22 protein-coding genes are annotated in these 20,815 nt (G+C 23.4%); 21 read left to right on the top strand and 1 reads right to left on the bottom strand.

Annotation, left to right across the window (positions count from 1 at the left end; translation table 4 throughout):
- Positions 1 to 17: 17 nt before the first annotated feature.
- From dcm to AAHM92_RS03505, 5 genes are read left to right on the top strand one after another with little or no spacing between them, the layout of a single operon-like run.
- Positions 18 to 1,340, top strand: a complete 1,323-nt coding sequence (gene dcm / locus AAHM92_RS03525; RefSeq protein WP_500222022.1) for a DNA (cytosine-5-)-methyltransferase — start codon at positions 18 to 20, stop codon at positions 1,338 to 1,340.
- Positions 1,333 to 1,644, top strand: coding sequence for a hypothetical protein (locus AAHM92_RS03520; RefSeq protein WP_500222021.1), 312 nt, complete (start codon positions 1,333 to 1,335; stop codon positions 1,642 to 1,644). Before dcm ends, AAHM92_RS03520 begins: the two co-directional genes overlap by 8 nt.
- A complete protein-coding gene (locus tag AAHM92_RS03515; RefSeq protein WP_500222019.1) occupies positions 1,634 to 2,122 on the top strand; it encodes a GmrSD restriction endonuclease domain-containing protein in 489 nt (162 codons plus the stop codon). The genes AAHM92_RS03520 and AAHM92_RS03515 overlap by 11 nt, the downstream gene beginning before the upstream one ends.
- A complete protein-coding gene (locus AAHM92_RS03510) occupies positions 2,109 to 3,803 on the top strand; it encodes a GmrSD restriction endonuclease domain-containing protein (RefSeq protein WP_500223120.1) in 1,695 nt (564 codons plus the stop codon). The genes AAHM92_RS03515 and AAHM92_RS03510 overlap by 14 nt, the downstream gene beginning before the upstream one ends.
- Complete coding sequence (locus AAHM92_RS03505; RefSeq protein ID WP_500222017.1) at positions 3,790 to 4,446, top strand: hypothetical protein; 657 nt, start codon at positions 3,790 to 3,792, stop codon at positions 4,444 to 4,446. Before AAHM92_RS03510 ends, AAHM92_RS03505 begins: the two co-directional genes overlap by 14 nt.
- Before the next feature lie 62 nt (positions 4,447 to 4,508).
- Here AAHM92_RS03505 and glnA read toward each other — a convergent pair whose 3' ends face one another.
- Positions 4,509 to 5,855, bottom strand: coding sequence for a type I glutamate--ammonia ligase (gene glnA, locus AAHM92_RS03500; protein WP_500222015.1), 1,347 nt, complete (start codon positions 5,853 to 5,855; stop codon positions 4,509 to 4,511).
- Between the two features lie 913 nt (positions 5,856 to 6,768).
- Between glnA and AAHM92_RS03495 the strand changes: the two genes are divergently transcribed.
- From AAHM92_RS03495 to AAHM92_RS03420, 16 genes are all read left to right on the top strand, one after another.
- A complete protein-coding gene (locus AAHM92_RS03495) occupies positions 6,769 to 7,128 on the top strand; it encodes a hypothetical protein (RefSeq protein WP_500222013.1) in 360 nt (119 codons plus the stop codon).
- Positions 7,121 to 7,750: an AAA family ATPase gene (locus tag AAHM92_RS03490; protein WP_500222011.1), complete on the top strand. Its 630-nt coding sequence runs from the start codon at positions 7,121 to 7,123 to the stop codon at positions 7,748 to 7,750. Before AAHM92_RS03495 ends, AAHM92_RS03490 begins: the two co-directional genes overlap by 8 nt.
- 17 nt (positions 7,751 to 7,767) lie before the next feature.
- Positions 7,768 to 8,511 (top strand): ThiF family adenylyltransferase, encoded by a 744-nt coding sequence (locus tag AAHM92_RS03485; RefSeq protein ID WP_500222010.1) that lies wholly within the window; start codon positions 7,768 to 7,770, stop codon positions 8,509 to 8,511.
- Entirely contained in the window at positions 8,492 to 9,010 is a 519-nt protein-coding gene (locus tag AAHM92_RS03480; protein WP_500222008.1) for a hypothetical protein, read from the top strand. Before AAHM92_RS03485 ends, AAHM92_RS03480 begins: the two co-directional genes overlap by 20 nt.
- Entirely contained in the window at positions 8,976 to 9,398 is a 423-nt protein-coding gene (locus AAHM92_RS03475; protein ID WP_500222006.1) for a hypothetical protein, read from the top strand. Before AAHM92_RS03480 ends, AAHM92_RS03475 begins: the two co-directional genes overlap by 35 nt.
- Positions 9,382 to 10,035: a hypothetical protein gene (locus tag AAHM92_RS03470; protein ID WP_500222005.1), complete on the top strand. Its 654-nt coding sequence runs from the start codon at positions 9,382 to 9,384 to the stop codon at positions 10,033 to 10,035. Before AAHM92_RS03475 ends, AAHM92_RS03470 begins: the two co-directional genes overlap by 17 nt.
- A 44-nt stretch (positions 10,036 to 10,079) precedes the next feature.
- The gene (locus AAHM92_RS03465) at positions 10,080 to 10,490 is read left to right on the top strand and encodes a hypothetical protein (RefSeq protein WP_500222004.1); all 411 of its coding nucleotides are present in this window, start codon (positions 10,080 to 10,082) and stop codon (positions 10,488 to 10,490) included.
- A gap of 4 nt (positions 10,491 to 10,494) precedes the next feature.
- On the top strand, positions 10,495 to 11,265 hold the full coding sequence (locus AAHM92_RS03460) for a ParB/RepB/Spo0J family partition protein (RefSeq protein ID WP_500222002.1): 771 nt from the start codon (positions 10,495 to 10,497) through the stop codon (positions 11,263 to 11,265).
- A gap of 1 nt (position 11,266) precedes the next feature.
- Positions 11,267 to 11,515 (top strand): hypothetical protein, encoded by a 249-nt coding sequence (locus AAHM92_RS03455; protein WP_500222001.1) that lies wholly within the window; start codon positions 11,267 to 11,269, stop codon positions 11,513 to 11,515.
- A 287-nt stretch (positions 11,516 to 11,802) separates the two neighbouring features.
- Positions 11,803 to 12,195: a hypothetical protein gene (locus tag AAHM92_RS03450; RefSeq protein ID WP_500221999.1), complete on the top strand. Its 393-nt coding sequence runs from the start codon at positions 11,803 to 11,805 to the stop codon at positions 12,193 to 12,195.
- 150 nt (positions 12,196 to 12,345) lie between these two features.
- Positions 12,346 to 14,292 (top strand): type IA DNA topoisomerase, encoded by a 1,947-nt coding sequence (locus AAHM92_RS03445; protein ID WP_500221998.1) that lies wholly within the window; start codon positions 12,346 to 12,348, stop codon positions 14,290 to 14,292.
- On the top strand, positions 14,279 to 14,647 hold the full coding sequence (locus AAHM92_RS03440; RefSeq protein ID WP_500221997.1) for a hypothetical protein: 369 nt from the start codon (positions 14,279 to 14,281) through the stop codon (positions 14,645 to 14,647). The genes AAHM92_RS03445 and AAHM92_RS03440 overlap by 14 nt, the downstream gene beginning before the upstream one ends.
- 298 nt (positions 14,648 to 14,945) lie before the next feature.
- Positions 14,946 to 15,809 (top strand): hypothetical protein, encoded by an 864-nt coding sequence (locus tag AAHM92_RS03435; RefSeq protein WP_500221995.1) that lies wholly within the window; start codon positions 14,946 to 14,948, stop codon positions 15,807 to 15,809.
- A 120-nt stretch (positions 15,810 to 15,929) separates the two neighbouring features.
- On the top strand, positions 15,930 to 17,531 hold the full coding sequence (mobL, locus tag AAHM92_RS03430) for a relaxase MobL (RefSeq protein ID WP_500221994.1): 1,602 nt from the start codon (positions 15,930 to 15,932) through the stop codon (positions 17,529 to 17,531).
- A gap of 446 nt (positions 17,532 to 17,977) precedes the next feature.
- A complete protein-coding gene (locus AAHM92_RS03425; RefSeq protein WP_500221992.1) occupies positions 17,978 to 20,203 on the top strand; it encodes a type IV secretory system conjugative DNA transfer family protein in 2,226 nt (741 codons plus the stop codon).
- A gap of 46 nt (positions 20,204 to 20,249) precedes the next feature.
- Positions 20,250 to 20,807, top strand: coding sequence for a hypothetical protein (locus AAHM92_RS03420; protein WP_500221990.1), 558 nt, complete (start codon positions 20,250 to 20,252; stop codon positions 20,805 to 20,807).
- The last annotated feature ends 8 nt before the right edge of the window (positions 20,808 to 20,815 follow it).

Raw genomic sequence — 20,815 nt, 5'->3', positions numbered from 1 at the left:
ATAGAGTAATTTTTTTTATGAATAAAATAAGAGTATTTGAAACATTTGCAGGAATTGGCGCACAACACAAAGCCATCTCCATTTTAAAAGAATATTTAAAAGATGATTATCAATTTGAAATTGCTGGAACTAGTGAATGAGATATTTGAGCAAACATTAGTTATAACGCAATTCATCATAACAATAAAAATATAGCTAAGAATTTGAGTGAAGATGAATTAGATGAGTTTCTTCTGAAGTTTGAACACTCAAGGGATTCTAAAAAACCTATGTCACCAAAAAACGTTATTGGGTTACAAAGAAATGTAAAAGAACTTCTTTATAGTTCTATTGTTAATTCTAAAAATCAAGGCAGCATTACAAAAATTAAAGGCGAAGATTTGATAAAGAACATTGATGAATTTCAAATGTTAACTTATTCCTTCCCGTGTCAAGATCTTAGTGTTGCTGGTAGTTTCCACGGATTTAACCAAGGTATGGCCAAGGGTTCAAATACACGAAGTGGATTATTGTGAGAAATAGAAAGATTATTAATTGAACTTGATTATATAAAAAAACTACCAAAATATTTATTACTAGAAAATGTGAAAAATATGATTTCTAAAAGACATAGAAAAGATTATGAAGAATGACTTGAGTTTTTATCTAGTCTTGGATATAAAACACAAACTTACGTTTTAAATTCCTTAGAGTATGGTGTCCCTCAATCTCGGGAAAGAGTTTATGCTCTAAGTGTAAGGGATGCCGATGATGGTGTTTTTCATGATACATTTAAAAAAAATGGATACATAACGGAAAAAAATAAACCAAAAGATATATCAAGTGAGATTAATATTTCACGTAAGTTAAATGAACTTTTACATATTGATTACGATAATGTTAATGATAAAAATGAAGCTCTAAAAGCAATACCAAACAGGACCGTTAGTAGAAAACGCATGTATGATGACAATAGATTATTATTTACACTTAGAAAAACAAAAAAAAACTCTCGCGAGCAACAAGCTAAGTATAAATATTATGAAGTGGATAATAAATATTATTTAACTCATTGTAGCACAATAACAACTAAACAAGACCGGCACCCTAATGCAGGAAACATAGATCTGAAAAATACAAAATTAGGTGGAGGAAAAAAAGCGCGGTATAGATTTATAACACCAAGAGAGGCGTACCTGCTAATGGGTTTTCACGAAGCTGATGTAGATAAAATTTTTCAAAATGATTTTTTAAAAAAAGAAGTTCTGTATAGGCAGGCTGGAAATTCCATAGTTGTGAATGTCTTAGTAGCAATTTTTAACAAAATAATTAAAAAAAGAGGAGATTCTAAAAATGATTAGTAAAAACTTTGAATTTTTGAAAGACTATCATAAATACAAATGAGTTTATGAAAAATTATCTATTATAGAAGATAGTCTTTTAAGTGATGACAAATATACTTTACAAGTAGATTCAGCTAAATTGTTAGAAAAACTTTTAAAACAAGTGATGAATGAAGAAGAAAGAATAAAAAAAACATTAGGAGAGTTAATAAATAATTTTAACTTATTTTATAAACTCAAAAAAAGTGATGCCTTACCATCAAATATTTTAGCGTCTTTCAAAATTATTAAACTCTATAAGAAGTGAAGGTGTGCATCATAATGATTTATCTTATGTTGAATATCAATTATCATTTACCTCAAAGGTAAATTTCATTTTAACTTTACGTAAGATTTTACATTTTATTATTTATAGTTTTGAAGACACAAAAATAAACTTACCGGATTGTGATGATGATATTTATTATAATACTTGCAAACTGGCGAAGAATTTAAAAGACAAAAAAGATTTTGATTATGAGAATAATCAAATAATGACAGAGAAATTATCTATTGGAGATTTCGTTTTAAATAACAAGATTCGTTTTTTCATACCTACTTATCAACGGGACTACCGATGAACTACCGAAGAGTGTGAAGAACTAATTGAGCAGTTATTTGATAAAAAAGATTCAAACGAACAAATATATTTTGGAACAATGGCATGTAGAATGTTTCCTAGCCAAGTTGGTAACTTTACAAAAGAAGTAAGATTAATGGGATGGTCAACAACGTGTAACAACTTCATTAATACTTTTTAAAGCTATATTCGATGTTATTAAAGATAAACAAAAAGAGCTGGATGATTTTTCTGAATCCATTCCAACAGAGTTAACAGACTTATTTGATTACAAAATAAATGATTTACATTCAGATGCCTTAATAAAAATTAAATATGAGAATAGTACTTCTACATCAGAAAATAATATATACAGTTTATATAAGGTTCTTACAGGATATAATATTGCATCCAAGTTTAAAAATGATTTGAAGCTACTCACACGAAGTCAAGTTATAACAAATTATGAGTATTTTTACAGTGTGTTTAAAAACTATACCATAGAAAAAAATTTGGATATATATAATTATTATGCAAATAATTTTATTGTCTCTTGTATAAGGTTTAATGATGATGATATAAACGAAATGGAAGTGTTCGAGAATCTTAATTCGAAAGGAAAAGATTTAGATACCTTTGATATGTTGAAAAATTATATTTATAATATGGTCGATCAAAAATTATTTAAGGAAAATTCAAAAAGAGTTGTAGATGAGTACAACAAGTATTTTAACTTGAGCTTAGTTCCCAAGTTTAAAGGTAAAGAAGATGAACAAAATAAAAAATATGAGGCTTTCTTTTACAATTTTTTGACGTATAAGATTGCGCTTAAAGGTACAACAAACATTGATTTAAAGCAAAATAAAAAAAGTTTATTAAAAGCTTTTAAAAAGTTTTACAATGAAAAAAATATTACTTTTGATAAGTACGCTTCTATTTGCAGTGAGATAGGTCGTTATTTTTATATTTATAAAAATGTGAAATTAGTTAAAGATTATGAAAATATTACAAGTGAGTTTTATAAGTTTAGAACAACTCTTTCCAACATAGACGAAAAAGACTTCTCAATATGTTTATTCTATTTATTTGATGTTTTTTCTGACAATTCTTGAAGCTCTGCTGAACGAAAACTACATCTATTTAATGAGCAACTTCTTGAAAAATGTTTGTTCCAAATTGAGAGATGATTTATTATGTTATTGCAAGTTAAAGGTACAGGTCAATCATTAAAAGGCGCTGTTATGATAAAATTGGTAAGATATTTAAAACTTTTTGAAAATTATTCTAACTTCAAACAAGATTTACCTCAACATTTACAAGAATGATTTGCAGGAAAAACAAAAATAACTAAAGAAAATGAAAATCTACTAATACCGTTGGAAAATAAGTTGCCTTCAAAAGACGTTGCGATTGATTCATTAAAAAATAGGGATGTACAAAATAATTACATGAAAGTAATATTTTTAAAAAGATTAGAAAATTACTGATTAAATTTAAGTACAAAAGCTTGTCAAGAAGTTATATTCAAAGTATCTACAGTAGAACATATCATGCCTAAAACTCCAAATCAGGAGTGGTGAGAAATGTTAAACGAAAAAGAAAACCTTAACAGACAAGAATTAAAAGATAAGCACGCTGCATTTTTAAATAGAATTGGTAATCTTTTGTTGTTGGATTCTAAAAATAATTCAGAATTAAGTAACTCGCCCTTTAAAATAAAAGTTAATAATTATATTGCAAGTGATTCAAGGTTAGCTAAAATACCTTTCACAAATAAAAACGAAAGCTTAGTTGATATTGACCACTTTGATTTTAAAATGATAGATGATCGAAGTGCAAAGTTAGCTAAGATATTGGTTAATGATATTTATGAAATTGAATAAAGTACAAAGAATTCTTAACTTATTTAAAGATAAAGAGGATTATAAATTTTGAAACGTCAAAACTAAGATAACAACAATTATAGATAAGACTTATTTGCATTTTACATCTATAGAATCAAGTAAACGCATACCTTTCATAAAAGTAGAAAAGTATACAGACAATCAATATAGTCTAGTATGTAATGAAATTAAAATTACGCCAACCGATAAGAAAATGCGAATAGTTAGTCTTTCAGCAATCAGACAATACTTAGATGTACTAGAAACTTTTCGAATAATAAAAAGAACAGATAAAATATCAAACGAATATAAAATTATAAATGAAGAGTTTTTGAATTTCGATACAAAGTTTGATTCTACTCGCTTGTTTGAAATTCTTTATAGAAACTTTAATAAATTATCAAAAAAAGGTAAAGAGCTTTTTTATAGCACTGTTGTTTCTTGACTTGCTATTGATTATTTAGATAATTATGATACATTAGAAATCATTTATGGTAAAGACAAAAATAAGAAAGTTACTTGTGACCAAATTTACAAAATGGCTAAAGATTGTGGTTATGATCTTATAAAAAATGATGCGGGTATTCTGGGTTATGATTTAGATGATATATATCTAACTTTAATAAATTTATTTAAAAAATAATTTTAAAAAATATTTAAATCAAAATGATAAAAAATGCTAATCAATAAAATGATTAGCATTTTTTAATAGTAGTTAAAATACTTTTTAATTTCCCAGTCTGTTATTTCTGAAACGTAATCTTTTCATTCTTTTTCTTTGATAGTTATGAATTTATCAATAATATCATTTCCAAAAACTTTTTTAATTAAGTCCGAGTTTCTAAAAAAATTAAGTGCTTCTTTTAAATCTGTAGGCAAATTTTCTATACTTAAGTTTTTTCTTTCTTTTTCTGAAAGGCTAAACAAGTTTTTCTTGATTGATTGGTGAGTAGTTTCTTTTGTTAATATACCATCTATTCCGGCCATAAGTATTGCGCTTAAAGCTAGATAAGGATTGGAAGTTGAATCTACCGAACGCACCTCAACTCTTTTTGCTTTATCATTGGCGGCTGGTATTCTTATCATTGTTGACCTATTGGAATCACTTCATGCTATATAACATGGAGCTTCATATCCAGGAACCAATCGTTTAAATGAATTTATTGTAGAGTTTGTTAATAAAGATATATCTTTTGCATGTTTTAATACACCGTTTATAAAATGTATAGCCAACTCACTTAAACCGTTTTCCTTAGATGAATCATAAAATAAATTATTACTATTTTTATCAGCAATCGAGCAATTTACGTGCATCCCATTACCATTCATACCTTTTAGAGGCTTAGGCATAAAACTTGCATGCATATTATATTTTTTTGCAACAGCTTTTACAAGTACTTTGAAAGTTTGTAATTTATCACATGTTTCCAAGGCATTTGAATATTCAAAATTAACTTCGTGTTGAGATCTTGAAACTTCATGGTGAGAGACTTCCATATTAAATCCTAACTTTTGCAGTTCGTACATTATTTCTCTTCTGACTAAAGAAGATGTATCAATTGAAGGCGTACCAAAATACCCGCTATCATCTGTATGTTCTAAAATTGGAGTATTATTTTCGTCAAGTTTAAATAAAAAAAACTCTGGTTCTAAACCTACATTGAAATCTTCTCCTATTTTTAAATCTCTCATTTTTTGTATGCAATTTTTTAAAATACTTCTTGGATCACTTTCGAAATGTGTTTTATTTGAAGTGTAAACATCACATAAAAGTCTTCCTACTTTATATTCTTTTTTAGATTCCATCTCCAAAATCAATCAAGTATTCAAATCGGGATAAAGATACATATCTGCATCATTTATTTTAGAAAATCCTGTTATCGAAGATCCATCAAATATTATTTCATTGTCTAATGCTTTATCAAGTTTCTCAGCAGGAATTTCAATACTTTTAAGAAACCCCAGCATATCAGTAAATTGTAATTTTATATATTTAATATTCTCTGAGATAATAATTTTTTTTAATAGTTCTTTTGTCATTTTTTTCTCCATATAAAATATTATATAGAAAAAAATAATTTATTATTTATTTGATAGAATATTAACATTCTTGGAAAAAACATTTTCAATTATAAATAAAATAAAAATAGTTTTTTTAAAACTATTTTTATTAGCTCAATTAAAAAACTTAATATATTTTTATGTTTAATTCTATTTTTAAGAACTAAAACTGTTTTTTAAAAGACAATAAGTTTTATTTAGATTATATATTTTAAAATACTTTGATAAATAAAAGATTATTTATTAGTTTGCTTTATATGAAATCATAATTTAGTCATTAAATGATTTCAAATTAAAGAAGTTAACTTTCCTTATTTAGCAGTTTTATCTAACTTTTCTTGTATGTGATAATCAATAAGAAGAAAAGACATCGCATTGATGGATATAAAAAGAAATTTATTAACTTAAAAAACTTTATAGTAATTCATTATAAGTAGCCTTATACACGGGCGAGGGAAAAAATAAGGGGGTAAGAAATAGATCAAGTAAATATTTAAAACTGCTGTAAAAGCAGTTTTTATTTTGATTAAAAAAGAAATAAGGTGATTGAACGAGCAAATACGCAAATACTAAAACAAACATAAATTAAATATGCTGTGCGCTATCTTACTAAAAATAAAAAAAAAAAAAAAGTCATGACTAACTTAAAATAAATCAACAATTGCTAAATAAAAATATATGCAATTTAATTTTTTGTATTGCTTAAATGAAAATTTTGAAAAAATGAACGATTATAATCACAGATTATACTCAAGAATTATTTATAAAAAATCATTTAAAAATATATCAAATAAATTAAAACTTATAAATTAACATTAAATAATTAATAATCTTTGATTATAATCAAACGATTATAAAAAAAGAAAATAAAAAATTTTCCCCGGGGAAAATAGAAAGGACATCTATGGGGGTTAAAAATAAAAAAATATGGTTGCTAAACCATTGATTTAAAGGATGAAATATTAATAAAACAGCTTTTGCAATTCAGAGTCCTTGAAATACAAATGGATTAATTTGAATTTATAAAAATTATTATTTATCAAGTAAATACAAAAACTGATTTGGTATTGAAATAAATCTTCGAAATTATAAAACAAATGAAATTCATTATTATCAAGAAATAATATACTCTTTATCCGAAAAACAAGTTAATCAAGTTTCGGGAGAAACGTTAGCTCAATTCTTTGAAGAATTAAATGACAAAAATTCTCAGAAATATCGTGATTTTGTAAGTAATTTTATTGGAGAAAAAATATATGATTAAAACTAAATTGAATATAGACCATGATCTTGAGTATGAAAAACTTGATTATTTAATCAATAAAAATTTAAAAAATAATAAATTTAAAAATACTGGCATTTTTATATACGGAAAACCGGGGGTTGGTAAAACTACTTTTTTAAAAAAAATTTGTCAAAAATTATTAAATGAAAAAGTTCAAATACAAGGATATAAAATTCCTAAATATAAATTAATGTTTTTTAACTCAAATGATTGAATAAGAGATGTTCAAAAATCATGGATAAAAGAACTTGAATTTTCTACAGCAACAAAAATTGATACTTCCGCTAATATATTATTGATTGACGATTTTGGAAGCGAATTTACACACAATTCTACATTACCTTATATATTAAATTTATTTGAATCAAGATTTGAGTTTATTAAAAAACAAGAAAAAAATACAATTACAATTATTACTTCAAATTATAGTATTGAACAGCTTAAAAATAAATATTCGAAAGTAATTAATGATTCGATGACAATTGAAAGATTATTTTCAAGAATACAAGGAATAATAAATTTAACTATAGAATTTGAAGGCGTTGACAAAAGGCACCCCAACAAAATTGAAAATAAAACATTTGAATATGTGGATTTGTAATTGTCCTTACAAAAAAAATGAGTAAAATAATATTTTTAATTGGAGTTGGAGGAACTGGAGGACTTCTTGCTGGAAAACTAGCCAAGTTTTTGAGAAATAATGATAATTTAATTTTAATTGATGGAGATAAGGTAGAGTATAAAAATGTAATTCGCCAACCTTTTCAAAATCACGATGTTTATAATTATAAAGCTGAAAGTTTAGCTAAAAAAATAAATAGTATAAGTAGATTTAAAAATTGTTATTCTATTAATAAATTTTTAAATAAAGAGAATTCTTTATTTAAAATAATTAAATCTTTTAATAATTCTTTTAATAAAGTAATAATAATAAGTTGTGTCGATAACCATAAAACTAGAATATTTATTGAAAAATCTACAAACATGTTTAAAACCTGACTGGCAGAAAAAGATTTTAGTTGATTTGGTTATTCAAAAAATTCAGATATAGTTTATATAGATTCAGCAAATGAAGATGTAAATGGTGACATTATTGTTAACGAATTTAGAAGTAATATTTACAATTTGAAAATTGAAAAAGATACTGAATTAAAAATTACAGAAGAGAGTTGCGAAGAGTTAATAAATGATGGCGTTGTTCAACAATTTGCAACAAACGATCAAGCTAGTAATTTAATTTTAAAAGTTTTATCAAATATTGATATCTTTATAAAAGAGAAATATCATATTAAGTTTTGAGAGTTCAACTCTAAATTAGAAAAAATTAAAGGAAATAATAAAAATGGACATACACCAAATTAGTATATTCTTTAGTAATTTAAAAATTATTAAAGAATGTAATATTGATAGACTATATTTTTTGAAAAAAAATATTATAAACAAAATTTATTTATTAGCATGACAAAGAGATAAGTTAATAAAAAATATTGTAGTTTATAATGAAGTACTTATTTCTAACTATGATAAATTTGATTTATATGAAACAATTTTACTTAATATAAACCAAAATGCATCAGAACCTAACTTTATTTTTAAAAATACTAAAAATAGAGTATTTGTAATAACAAAGTACTTAACTAAAATTCCTAAATACCAAAAAGAATATTTATTAGAAAACTTTAAAAGTTCAAAAAATATAAAAATCCTAAGTTTAGAAAATGAACTATTTTTTGAAATATTACCAATAATTGACAAAAATAAAAATCAAGATATTTTGTTTTTAATAGAACTAGAAGAAAAACGAAAACAAATTAAGGAGCTTATAGATGAATCTAAATTTAAAAGAAATAAAAGAAATTAAACTTTTAGAAAATAATCCTGTTAAAGAGAAAAAAAGTTCTGATAAAAGTAAATACAACGAGTTTGTTCAAAAAAACGAAAATAACTTTAACATATTAAAGATTATATATTCAATTAAAAAAATATCTAAAACATGATATTTATATGAAAAACTTAGAGTACAAATCTGTGAGTGAAATGAATTAGATTTGAATTGAGTCATTAAAATTAAAGAAATACTTGATCAAAATTCAAGTTTTTTGACACTTAATTTAAAAGAATTCTATAGTTTTATTCAACTAAAGAAACAAGTTGAAAAAGAAACAAGAATTTCAACTTTGCCCGAAAAGGAGATAACTTGTACAGAAATTATTTTTGAAAGGGTTGATGACTATGAAATCCTTTTCTAAACTTAAGTTGGAATTTAATAAAAACGATAGAGGTTATTGCAAAGTAGAATTAGAAAATAAGAGTGGAGTTAATAAATCTGGATGAATTAAATTTAATGAATTTTTAAATTGATTATTTATTAATACAAAAAATAATGTAGATAAAATTGGAAGTATTAGTTTTTCAGAAAAACTAATTACTATAAAATCGAATGAATATTATGACTTATACTACTTTTATTATGAACCTTCCATTAGAGATATTCTTGCTTATAGCAAAGGTAGATATGTTCACAAAACAATATTTTTACCACAATTGATCGCAGAAGTTAGATTAAATAAAAAAAATGATTTTAACAATTGAAATATTAGGTTATTTGCTTTTACCGGAGAATTAAAAGCAAAAACTAAATTTTTCTCGATGTGTTTACCTCATTTCTATGATGATGGATCTTTGTGTTTAGGAAACTTAAATACTTTTAAAAAAATAAAAGAGTTAAAAGAGTTAGATAATCTTATGAATTATATATTTTCTACAAAATTCAGTCATGAATGAAATGAAATAAATGAACAATTTACAAAACCAATGCATTTTTTAAAAGGATTAGAAGGTTTAAAACAATATAAAAAAATCGATGAAAAAATACTTTTTTTATAAAAAATTAAAAATTTTCCCCGGGGAAAATAGAAAGGAAATGAAATATGTCAATATTTAGTGAAAATAAAGAAACAAAAGTAACATGACCAGCTTTTAAATTCAAAACTGGTAAAAAAATCAAACAAAAAATTGATGCCAATAATTCTAATGAAAGTGAAATGGAGGAAGTGGTTAAAAAAACAAAAGCTTCTAAAGAAAATGAAAAAGTGGAAGAGATTGAATTAGATGAAATTATAGATATTCCAAAAGGCTCTATTTTAAGAATAGACGGTGAAGAATTTCAAATACATATATCTATTAAAGAAGATGCTGTAATTGATCAAAATTTTATTCACAAGAAAGTTATTAATCCAAATGGAATTATTAATAAATGAGAGTATAAAAACGGTGAGTTAAAATACGATAAAGAGGATAACATATTTTATTATGTAATAGAATCTCCAAAGAAAGGATAAATAAATGGCAATAAATAAAATTGAAAAAATTGAAATTGAACGAATCCTTCCAAATCCGTTTCAACCAAGGAAAAACTTAAATAAGGAAAAAATCGAAGAATTAGCAAACTCCATAAAAAAAGTTGGTTTGTTACAACCTATAATTGTAAATGTGAATGATAAGAATGAGATAAAACTTATTGCAGGGCAAAGAAGATTAGAAGCATTTAAGTTATTAAACAATCAAACTATTGAATGTCTTGTTTTAGTAGGAAATGCAACTGAAAAAGATTTCAGACAAGCATCAATTATAGAAAATATTCAAAGAGAAGAAATGACAACTTACGATTTAGCAGTTTCAATTAAAGAGTTGAAAGAATTAGGTTTAAGTTTAAATGATATTAGTAAAAATATTGGTAAATCTATTAGTTGAATATCAAAAGCATTATCAGGTCTTAATTTAAGTGAATTAGATAATGAAATTAAAAACTATATTGAAAATGGAGAGTTAGAAATTTCTAAAGCTGCATTAATAGCAACAGATAAAACTCTAAATAATGATGAAAAAAAAGTTTTAGTTAAAGAAGTTGTTGAAAAAAATATATCTAAAAATAATTTAGAAAAAAAACATTTAACAGTAAAAGATAATTCTAGAAGTGATGAAATTATAAATCTAGAAAAAAAATTTAGTGAAATTTTAAAGGCAGAAGTAGTTATTGATAAATCAAAATTAAGTATAAAATATAAAACTTATGGTGAATTAGATAATATTTTAAATTTGATTGAGGGTAAATAAAATGGCTTATAAACTTTTAAATAAAGAGCACTATTTATGACTTTTAAACATTTCAAAATATCATAATTATGAAGAAATTCATCATGCATTAAAAATAATTAGGCAACAAAAGAAAATTATTGATAATAAAGATAAATGAATTAATAAAACTACTTTGAGCAGAAATAGATATTGAATACTTTCTACATTAATGGACAAATACAATTACAATGATGTTTTAAATGCTTTGAATCAAATATTTTCAATATAAATAAAAAAAATTCAAGATGAGAAAAGAAAAAGATATGATAAAAATAAATTAATACCATAATTAACTTAATAATGTTTAAATGCAAAAATATTGAATTATATTGATTTTAGAGTAGAATTTCTATTAAAAAAGTATAAAAAGATTGTAATTTTAACTATTTATGATAAACTTAAATCATCCTAAATTAAGGAGAGTTTAGGCCTATTTATAATAGGTAGGGTGTTCCCTTTAAACAAGATGAAAAGCACATTGTGTGCTTTTTTTTATAAACAAGAAAGGTGATGAAATTGTCTAAATATAAAATTGGTGAATGGGTGGTATTATATAGCCCTATAAAAAATGACAAGAAGAAGACCGGCAAAGGTCAAGAAACTAGATTTGGTTTTATTTATAAAATCAATATAACTCACAATAATAATCAATATTTTGTACAAATGTTATCTTCTAAAGATAATGAAAATACAAATTGAGAATATCAAAGAAGTGACGGAACGTTTATAAGAGCAAGAAACTATTATAATGTAAAAGTTAAAGAAAAATATATTATTAGAAAAATAAACAAATTTAAGGAACTTAATGAAAAAGAATTAAAAGAATTAAGGAACACGATTAATATAGCTAAAATAAAAGAAGTCTCAAGAAAACAAGAAAAAAATAATACACTTGAATTTGAAATGTAAGATCCATGTTATTATATTTATAAGGTAAATAGAGCACTAGCAGCGCTAGGACTCTATTTTTTTGTTTAAATTAATATTTGTTACTAGCTACTGCTAGTTTTTTATTTACCTATTTTCCCCGGGGAAAATAGAAGAAAAGAGGTATTGAAATTGAGAAAATTAGTAATCCTAGAATCACCAGGTAAAATTAAAAAAGTAAGTCAATTTTTAAAAGAAATTGACAAAAATAACAATTATATTGTTAAAGCTTCAATTGGACATGTTAGAGAGTTTTCAAATGAAAATGACTTTAATATGGGAATTGATTTAAAACAGATGAATCCAATTTATAAAATTTCAAATGACAAAAAGCAAGTTGTAAATGAGTTAATTGAACAAGCTAAAAATGTTCAAGAAATAATTATTGCAACAGACCCAGATAGAGAAGGAGAAGCAATTGCTTGGCATTTATATGATATTTTAAAAAAATATAATAATAATTTTAAAAGAATGAGACTAAATGCTATTACTAAAGAATGTATTCAAAAAGAGTTAAATAACTTAAATGAAATAAATCAAAGTTATGTAAATAGTGCTATTACAAGACAAATGTTAGATAGAATGGTTGGGTTTAGAGTCTCCCCAATTTTACAAAAAACAATTGGAGGGGCAAGTGCAGGAAGAGTGCAAAGTGCAGTGTTAAAAATATTGTGTAATAGACAAAAAGAAATTAAAGCTTTTGATAAAAAACAATACTTTTATATACAAGATAAAACTGTTAAAGACATTATATTTAAAAACTACGTTTATAATAAAAATAACAAATTAGTAATTAATAAATTTTATGATAAACAAAAAGCCCTAGATTTAAAAAATAGTTTAACTAGTAGTTTTATCATAAGAGATATAAAAGAGAGCGAATTTGAAGAAAATAACTTTAAACCATTTTCAACTGCAGACTTATTAAAAGCTGCTAAATCTAAATTAAAGTTAAAAACTAAAGAAACTACACAATTAGCTCAAAGTTTATATGAGAAAGGTTTAATTACTTATATTAGAACTGATTCTAATAATTTAGATTATGAAACTGAACAGAATTTAGTTAAATTTATTATTAATTACTTTGGCCAAGATAAATTAGGTAAACTAATTAAAACCCAAACTAAAGAAACAGATCAAGAAGGACATCCTGCAATTACACCAACTCATTTTGAATGACTTGTTGAAGATATTGATAAACACTGTAGTGAGCAAATAAACGATAAAGAAAAGAATTTATATTGATTAATATGACAAAATACTATAAATTCGATTTACCAAAAACCTAGCGGTATTAAAAAAGAAGTTTTTTTAGAAAATAATGGAAGTATTTTTTATACAAATTTAAAGCAATATATTGTTAAAGGATATTATGAAATTGATAAAAGTTTAGAATTACCTAAAAATATTGAATTTAATTACTTTAAGGATGATGAATTGAATGTAAATAATCTAGAAATTATTGAAGATTATGATAAAGCTCCTAGTAAACTAAATGAAGTTAGTTTAATTGAACAATTACAAAAGTTAGAAATTGGTCGACCTAGTACTTATAAAACAGCAATAGAGGTAAATGTTTTAAGAGGTTATGTTGAATTAGAAAAATCAAAAGCTGAATCAATGATAGTTAATGAATTAGGTTTAAAAGTTAATGACTTTTTAGAAGAAAACTTTAAAAGTATTATAAATTTAGATTTTACTAAAGAAATGGAAAAAGATTTAGATTTAATAGCTAATAACAAAATAGTTGATTATAAGCAATACTTGAGAGATTTTTATTTAAAATTAGATAATTTATCTACTAATTACAATTTTGATGGTTTAAAGTGCTCAAAATGTCAAATAGGCTATATTCTAGAGAGAGTTAGTAAAAAAGGAACAAAATTTAAAGGTTGTTCAAACTATCCAAATTGTAATTTTATTGAATTTAATCAACCAGATTATTCAAATAAAAAATTATGTGAAGTTTGTAAAAATGGTTATATGGTTGAAAGAAATTATACTGATAAAAAAACTAAAAAAACTAAGAAATTTATGGGTTGTTCAAACTACCCAAGTTGTAAAAATGCAGAATTTTAAAAAAGAGGAGAATACAATATATGGCAAAAAATATAAAGTTATTATAAATGTGCAAGATATTATTTTTAATGATATTAAGAATAAATATTTAAAAATTGAAATAACAAATAAGAATTATATCTTAAATTTAATTTCAAAAGTTAAATATGTCAATATTGATACTAACGAAATTCTCTATGCTAAGTTATCACCAAATTCTCTTACAACATATGAAATTGGTGTTGATGTAGGTTTAAATTTATCAAAAAATTGTTTTGGATCTAAGGACAATGTTTATAGAAAATTAAACAACCATTTAAAACAAACATACCAAAAAAATGAAAAACTATTTTTATATGATATAAAACTTATATAAAATTATTCTTTCATTTTAAAATAAGTTGAGTATTTTCAATCATTATTAAAAAGACAATTAAAAATAATTGTTACAAGCGGATTTTAATTAACTAAAATATCTTTGATTTCTAATGATATATTAGAATTACTAGGTAAAGCAAAAACTAATTTTTCTTGACTAATAATAAAAATTAACATATTAGTAAAAAATTAAGAATTTTAAGTACTTTTATTAATTTTTAAAACTAAATAATATTCAAATTACTGCAATAAAAATTGCAGTTTTTATTTTATAATTTTAATGTAAAGGTAAAAGAATGGAAGCAGCATTAAAAATTTTAGAAAAATATAATTTTGAACAAATTTTCAAAAAACTAGATTTGGTTTTTGAAAAGTCACTTTTTAAAACAATAAAATATATTATAAAAAATAAAATAGAACTTATTAATCCGAATATATTTGAAATTTTAATAAAAGAAAATTATACAATCGATTATGATAATCTTAAACTTAACGAAGATAATTTTAATTTTATCGATTTTTATCGTATTTGTAAATATTTGTCTGAAAAAGAAATATATGGTTTTAAAAAATACAAAAGATTTTTTTTGAAAATTAATGAATTAAGGAGTTTAATTAAATGAATTAAAAATAAGGATGAATTAGATTATATTGAAGACATTTTTTATTTTGATGTTCCTGATTTTATTATTCATTATAAAAATAAAATATTAGGGTTAGAAATAAGTTCTATTTATTATCAAAATACAACAAGTAAGCATAAAGAATATGAAGTTAATTTGTTATTACCAATAAAAAAGCTCAATGATTTTGCACAAAAAAATGGAATAGAATCATTGGAAAGTATGAATAGAAAGAATACCCTTATTTCTATTCATAGTATTTATAAAGAACCTAATTTATTGTCTTTCAAAAAACATATAAAAAAAGAAAAAATTGATTCTTACTATAAGAATTTAAAAAATAAATATGTACAGAAAAATAAAATAGATTTAGAATTATTCTTTTATATTGATGAATATGCTGGAGAAATTTACATAGATGAACTAGAAAGAAAAAAAATTAATGATGAAATTAGATCAATTTTAAATAAATTACAGAATAAAGATTTTAAAATTTGTATTTATTATGAACATTCAGATGTGTTATTATATTTATAAGGTAAATAGAGCACTAGCAGCGCTAGGACTCTATTTTTTTGTTTAGATTAATATTTTGTTACTAGCTACTGCTAGTTTTTTATTTACCAATTTTTCCCGTGGAAAATAGAAAGGAATAATATGAAAAAAACTCCAGGAGTTATTTTTAAAATATTGAAATTTAATCAACCAATTGATTCAGTTACCAAAGAAATAAGAAATAAAAGTAAAAAGGCTAGAGATAATTATTACAAGTCTGGTGACTATTTAAACTATATTTCTAGACCAGATGCTGTTTTTAATTTAAATATAGATGATGAACAAGTAAAACTATTAAATACTTTAAGAACCGGTTCAAGAGAAGATAAAAAGAAATATAATAAAATGCTTGAAGAAATAAACAAAAATTTTAAGAGTACCGGAATATATTCAAAAAATGGAGTAATGAGTATAGAAGAAGTTAAAGAACTAAGAAATGATATGAAAAAATTAGATGATAAACAAGTTTTTTGAGATACAGTAATATCATTTTCTGAAGAATTTATTAAAGAAAATAATCTCTATACACCAGAAAAAGTACAAAAAGCGTTAAACGTTGAGCTTAAGGGTTTTTTTGGCGACAACGGCATGGATTATGAAAAAGTAAATTGATTCTTTTCAATGCACACAAACACAGATAATAACCATATTCACCTAGGTTTTTTTGAAAAAGAACCTACTAGTTATGAATATGTTTTAGATAGTAATAAAAATAAGGTTTTAAATAAGTATGGAAAACCAAAAAGGAAAAGGATATGAAAACAAAACGGAAAATTATATTCAAAAATTGATTTTAGAGCAGGGCTAGATATAAACATTAGGAATCAACAAAAAGAAAGTATTAATTTCTTAGAAAGTCAACATAATTTAAGAAAAAAATTTGAAATATCATGAGATAGTTTTTCTAAGCCATCTACAACTTCTTGAAATGATGCAAAACAAATTTATGTTGATATTAATAAAAGTAAAATTAACCTGATTGACAAGATTGATTTATTTTCTAATCAATTAAAACAAAAACTAAAGTTACATTTTGGAAGTTTTAAAGATATCCCTTTAAAAAAAATCACCTATGGTTCTAAATATATAACTGATTTAGATAGGAAAAAGTTAGATGAAATTACTTTAGATTTTATTAAAAGTGATCCAAACTTAAAAAATGCGTACGATGAATTTATTGAGGAAAATGATAAAAAAGCAGAAGAGTTTTGTCGAATTTATTCAAGTTATGAATTAGAAGATGTTGACTTAAAAATAGAAGAAAAAAGTTTGATTTTAACAACACAAGACTTATTAAAAGAGGAAAAAGATTGAAATTTAAAAGATCCTATAGAAAAAATTAAATATAAAAAATTAAAGTACAAAAACGAACATATCAAGTCATTAAATGCTCAAGGTTTTTATCAAGGAATACTACCTGCATTTGGTAACAAAATATTAAAAAAAATCATTTGAAATTGAAAAAAAGAGAAATTTAAATCTAAAAGAAGTTTTGTAGGTAACAATTTATTCAATCCTAATGGAGTAATTAGTAATAAAAAGTATATTTCATCAATTTTATATATGCCAAGAAACTTATTTCAGATGATTCAAAAAGAAAAAAGAAAAGCGAAACAATCTGCAATGAATATTTTAAAAGAAGAAAATAAAATTAAAAATAAGTTAATTAAAGAAAGAAGGTCTTACAATGGAATTGACTATTAAAATATTGTCATGTTTATATGCATTGTTTTTTGTAATTTCAATTTTTTATTTTTATAAATATATATACCTACTATATAATTTTAAAAAGAACAATAAAGATAAAGTGGATAATAATGATTTTAAAATAAATTATAAAAAAATTAAAAGAAAAGCGTTAATTCTTTGGTTAAGTTTTTTACTTTTATTTTTGATTACGGTTATAACTACCTACATTTTAGTTTATGCGTAAAAAAAGTTTTAAATGAATAAATAGTTATAGGAAATTTATTTTAATTTCATTATCTATAATTTCAATTTTTACTATTTCTTTATTAACGATTGCTATCTTATTTATTTTAACTTTAATTAAAACTAAGTTTAATTTTTTATTTACAATTGAAAAAATTAAACACTTTAATTTTAGGGAGGAAAAAAAGACACTCATTTATATTATTTTATTTTTGACTTTGATTCATATTATATTTATCATTTTATTTGCTCATTTAAAAGGTAAGCAAACTTCTAAAAATTTAGTAAATGAAGCGAAAGAAAAAGCGTTTGGTAAAGCAAGTTGAGATGTAAATGAGTATGAATATCCAATAACTAAAAATCAACAATTATTGAAATTTGAAAATGTTTATAATAAAAATTTTGTTAATCCAAGTTTTATCACAAGAAGTGAAATTGATATTAAAAATAAAAATCTTAACGTTTGAGGGATAGAAGTTAAAAAAGCTGTTCACACTATCACAATTGGTTCTACTGGAAGTGGTAAAACCGAAAGAATAATTTATGTTTCTGCCTTTGTTAATTGTCAACTAGAGTTTGACAAAAAACCATGTATGGTATTTTCAGACCCAAAAGGAGAGCTACATGCAAATTTAGCATCAATATTAGAAGAAAACGATTATGAAATTTTGGTGTTGAATTTGAGAGACCCTATGTATTCTCAAAGTTGAAACCCTTTATCAAATGCTTATAAATTTTTAGTTCGTGGAATCAATTATGTAAAGGATTATGTTCTTCAAAATACATTTTACTCGAAAGTATTATTTGAAGATTATATTAAAAAAGTAAAATGCAGGGTTCATAAAGTTAAAAATTGTGTTATTTGTAAAGAAGAAATATTTGCAAATATGAAAATTGATAATAATATTGAACCAAATCCAGAAAAATATGAATTATCTGTAGTTTGAAAAGATTTATTAGTATATGAAATCGATAGTTATTGAACTTATGATGAAATACTTGCTAAAGAATTAATTTCAGGAGAAGTAAACAAATTAAAAAATTTAGCTTATGAAGAAATTAACAATTTAGCCTCAATTTTATTGAATCCTGGTGAAGATTTAAAAAACAAACAATGATATGATGGTGCTCAAGGACTATTTAAAGGTTTTATATTTGCTATGATGGAAATGATTGAAGAAAATATAAACTCTATTACAGAAAATCAATTTAATATTGTCACAGTTACAACTCATTTATCAGACAAAGAAAAAATACAAAAGTTTTTTAAAAAATGAAGTGTTGGAAGAGAAACAAATCAATCTGTGATCGCTGCAAATAAGGTTTTAACAAGTTCTAGTCAATCAATCGGTAACTTTTTTTCAATCATTTCAACTTGTTTACAACTTTTCGAAGGTAATGAACTAAGAAGCTTGCTATGTAAAAATAATATAAATTTATTTGATTTTGTGTCTAGTGGTAAACCCAAGGCAATTTTTATGATTGTTCCTGATGATAAAGAACAAAAACATCCATTAGCTAGTTTGTTTATTAGTCAACTTTATCAAGCGAATGTTTTCAAAGCAGGACAAAATTTAATTAAATATGGTAAAGAGCAATTAGAAAGGGATGTAATTTTTTATCTAGATGAGTTCGGTAATTTCCCAGCAATTACAAATTTTGCAACCATATTAACAGTATCTAGAGGAAGAAGAATGTTTTTTAATTTAGTATTGCAGTCTTTTGAGCAATTAAGTTCAAAATATGGAACTGATACTGCAAGTACAATAATGGCTAACTGTTTACTTACTGTTTATTTAAAGTCAGCATCAACAAAAACTCACGAGCAAATCTCAAAAATGTGTGGTGATACTACTGTAGAGGTAAAAAATAGTAGTCCAAATATTGACAAAAACGGTAAAAAAACATTTTCTTATCATTTACAAAAAAAACCTTTGATTGAACCAACAGATATTAGATTAATATTTCCTCCCGATAAAACTCAAAATAATAAATATGCTATTGTAATATACCAAGAAGCAAACCCAAATATAGTAACATATGAATATTTTTACAAAATTAAAGAGTTTTTTAATATAAGAATTAAAGATAAAGATATAAATTTAAATAGGTCCATTAATTTTGAAAAAGACTACTTTATAAATTTGTTCAATTTAGATATAAAATCTAAGGTTATTAATGAAGAAATATTAACCGATGATGTAAATTTAAATGAAGCTTTTAAAAAGGAAAAAAATACTACTAGAGAAGATATATTTTCAATTTTAGAAGACACAAGTAATCAAGATATTGATAAATTATTGGATTTAAAGACTAAAGAACGAAATATAAGAAATGATTTGTACATATTACAATCTAAATCAGAAGATTTATTATCAAGTGAAGAAAAAGAAGAAATAAAAAGACTTCAAAAAGAATTAAGGGCCTTAATAAAACAAATTTAACACCTTTTATGGTGTTTTTTTGATATTATATTTTAGAGGTTATGATATGAATTCACAAGTACTAATATCAGCAATTTCATTAACTATTTCTATTTTAATTGCAATAATTTCCTATATTTTTATTCCGTTTTTTAAATATAAAAGAAATTTTATCAATAGAGTAATAAAATTCTTAATAAAAGAAAATGAGTGTTTGAATAATAATTTTAGAGAAGTAATTGATTCTTTGTATAGTATATTTATTGTTAATTTTTTCAAAAAGTTTAAATTATTTTGTAATAAAGCAATAACAACAAATAATCATGTTGAAATTGAAGCAATTAACAGGCTTTTTATTAAAATATATTTTAGGGTAAAAAAAAATCTGTTATGAGCTATTAAAAAAAATATTAATGTGGAATTTAATTTTTTTGAAAGTTTTATTATCTATAAAAATGTTGGTTTTATAGACTGTACGGAAAAAGAAAATGAAGCTTTTTTAAATTTGAGTTTAGAAGAAAAAAAATATTTTTTTGATAGAATATTATTTATTAAAGAAGATGGTAAAAGTTTTTATTTATCTTCAAATATAAAAAATAAAATAAGATTAAAAAATAAATATTAGGTGTGTTA

This window comes from Spiroplasma endosymbiont of Melanargia galathea (assembly GCF_964031075.1).
Taxonomy (GTDB): domain Bacteria; phylum Bacillota_I; class Bacilli_A; order Mycoplasmatales; family Mycoplasmataceae; genus Spiroplasma_A; species Spiroplasma_A apis.
This window is presented reverse-complemented; position numbering and strand designations above follow the sequence as displayed.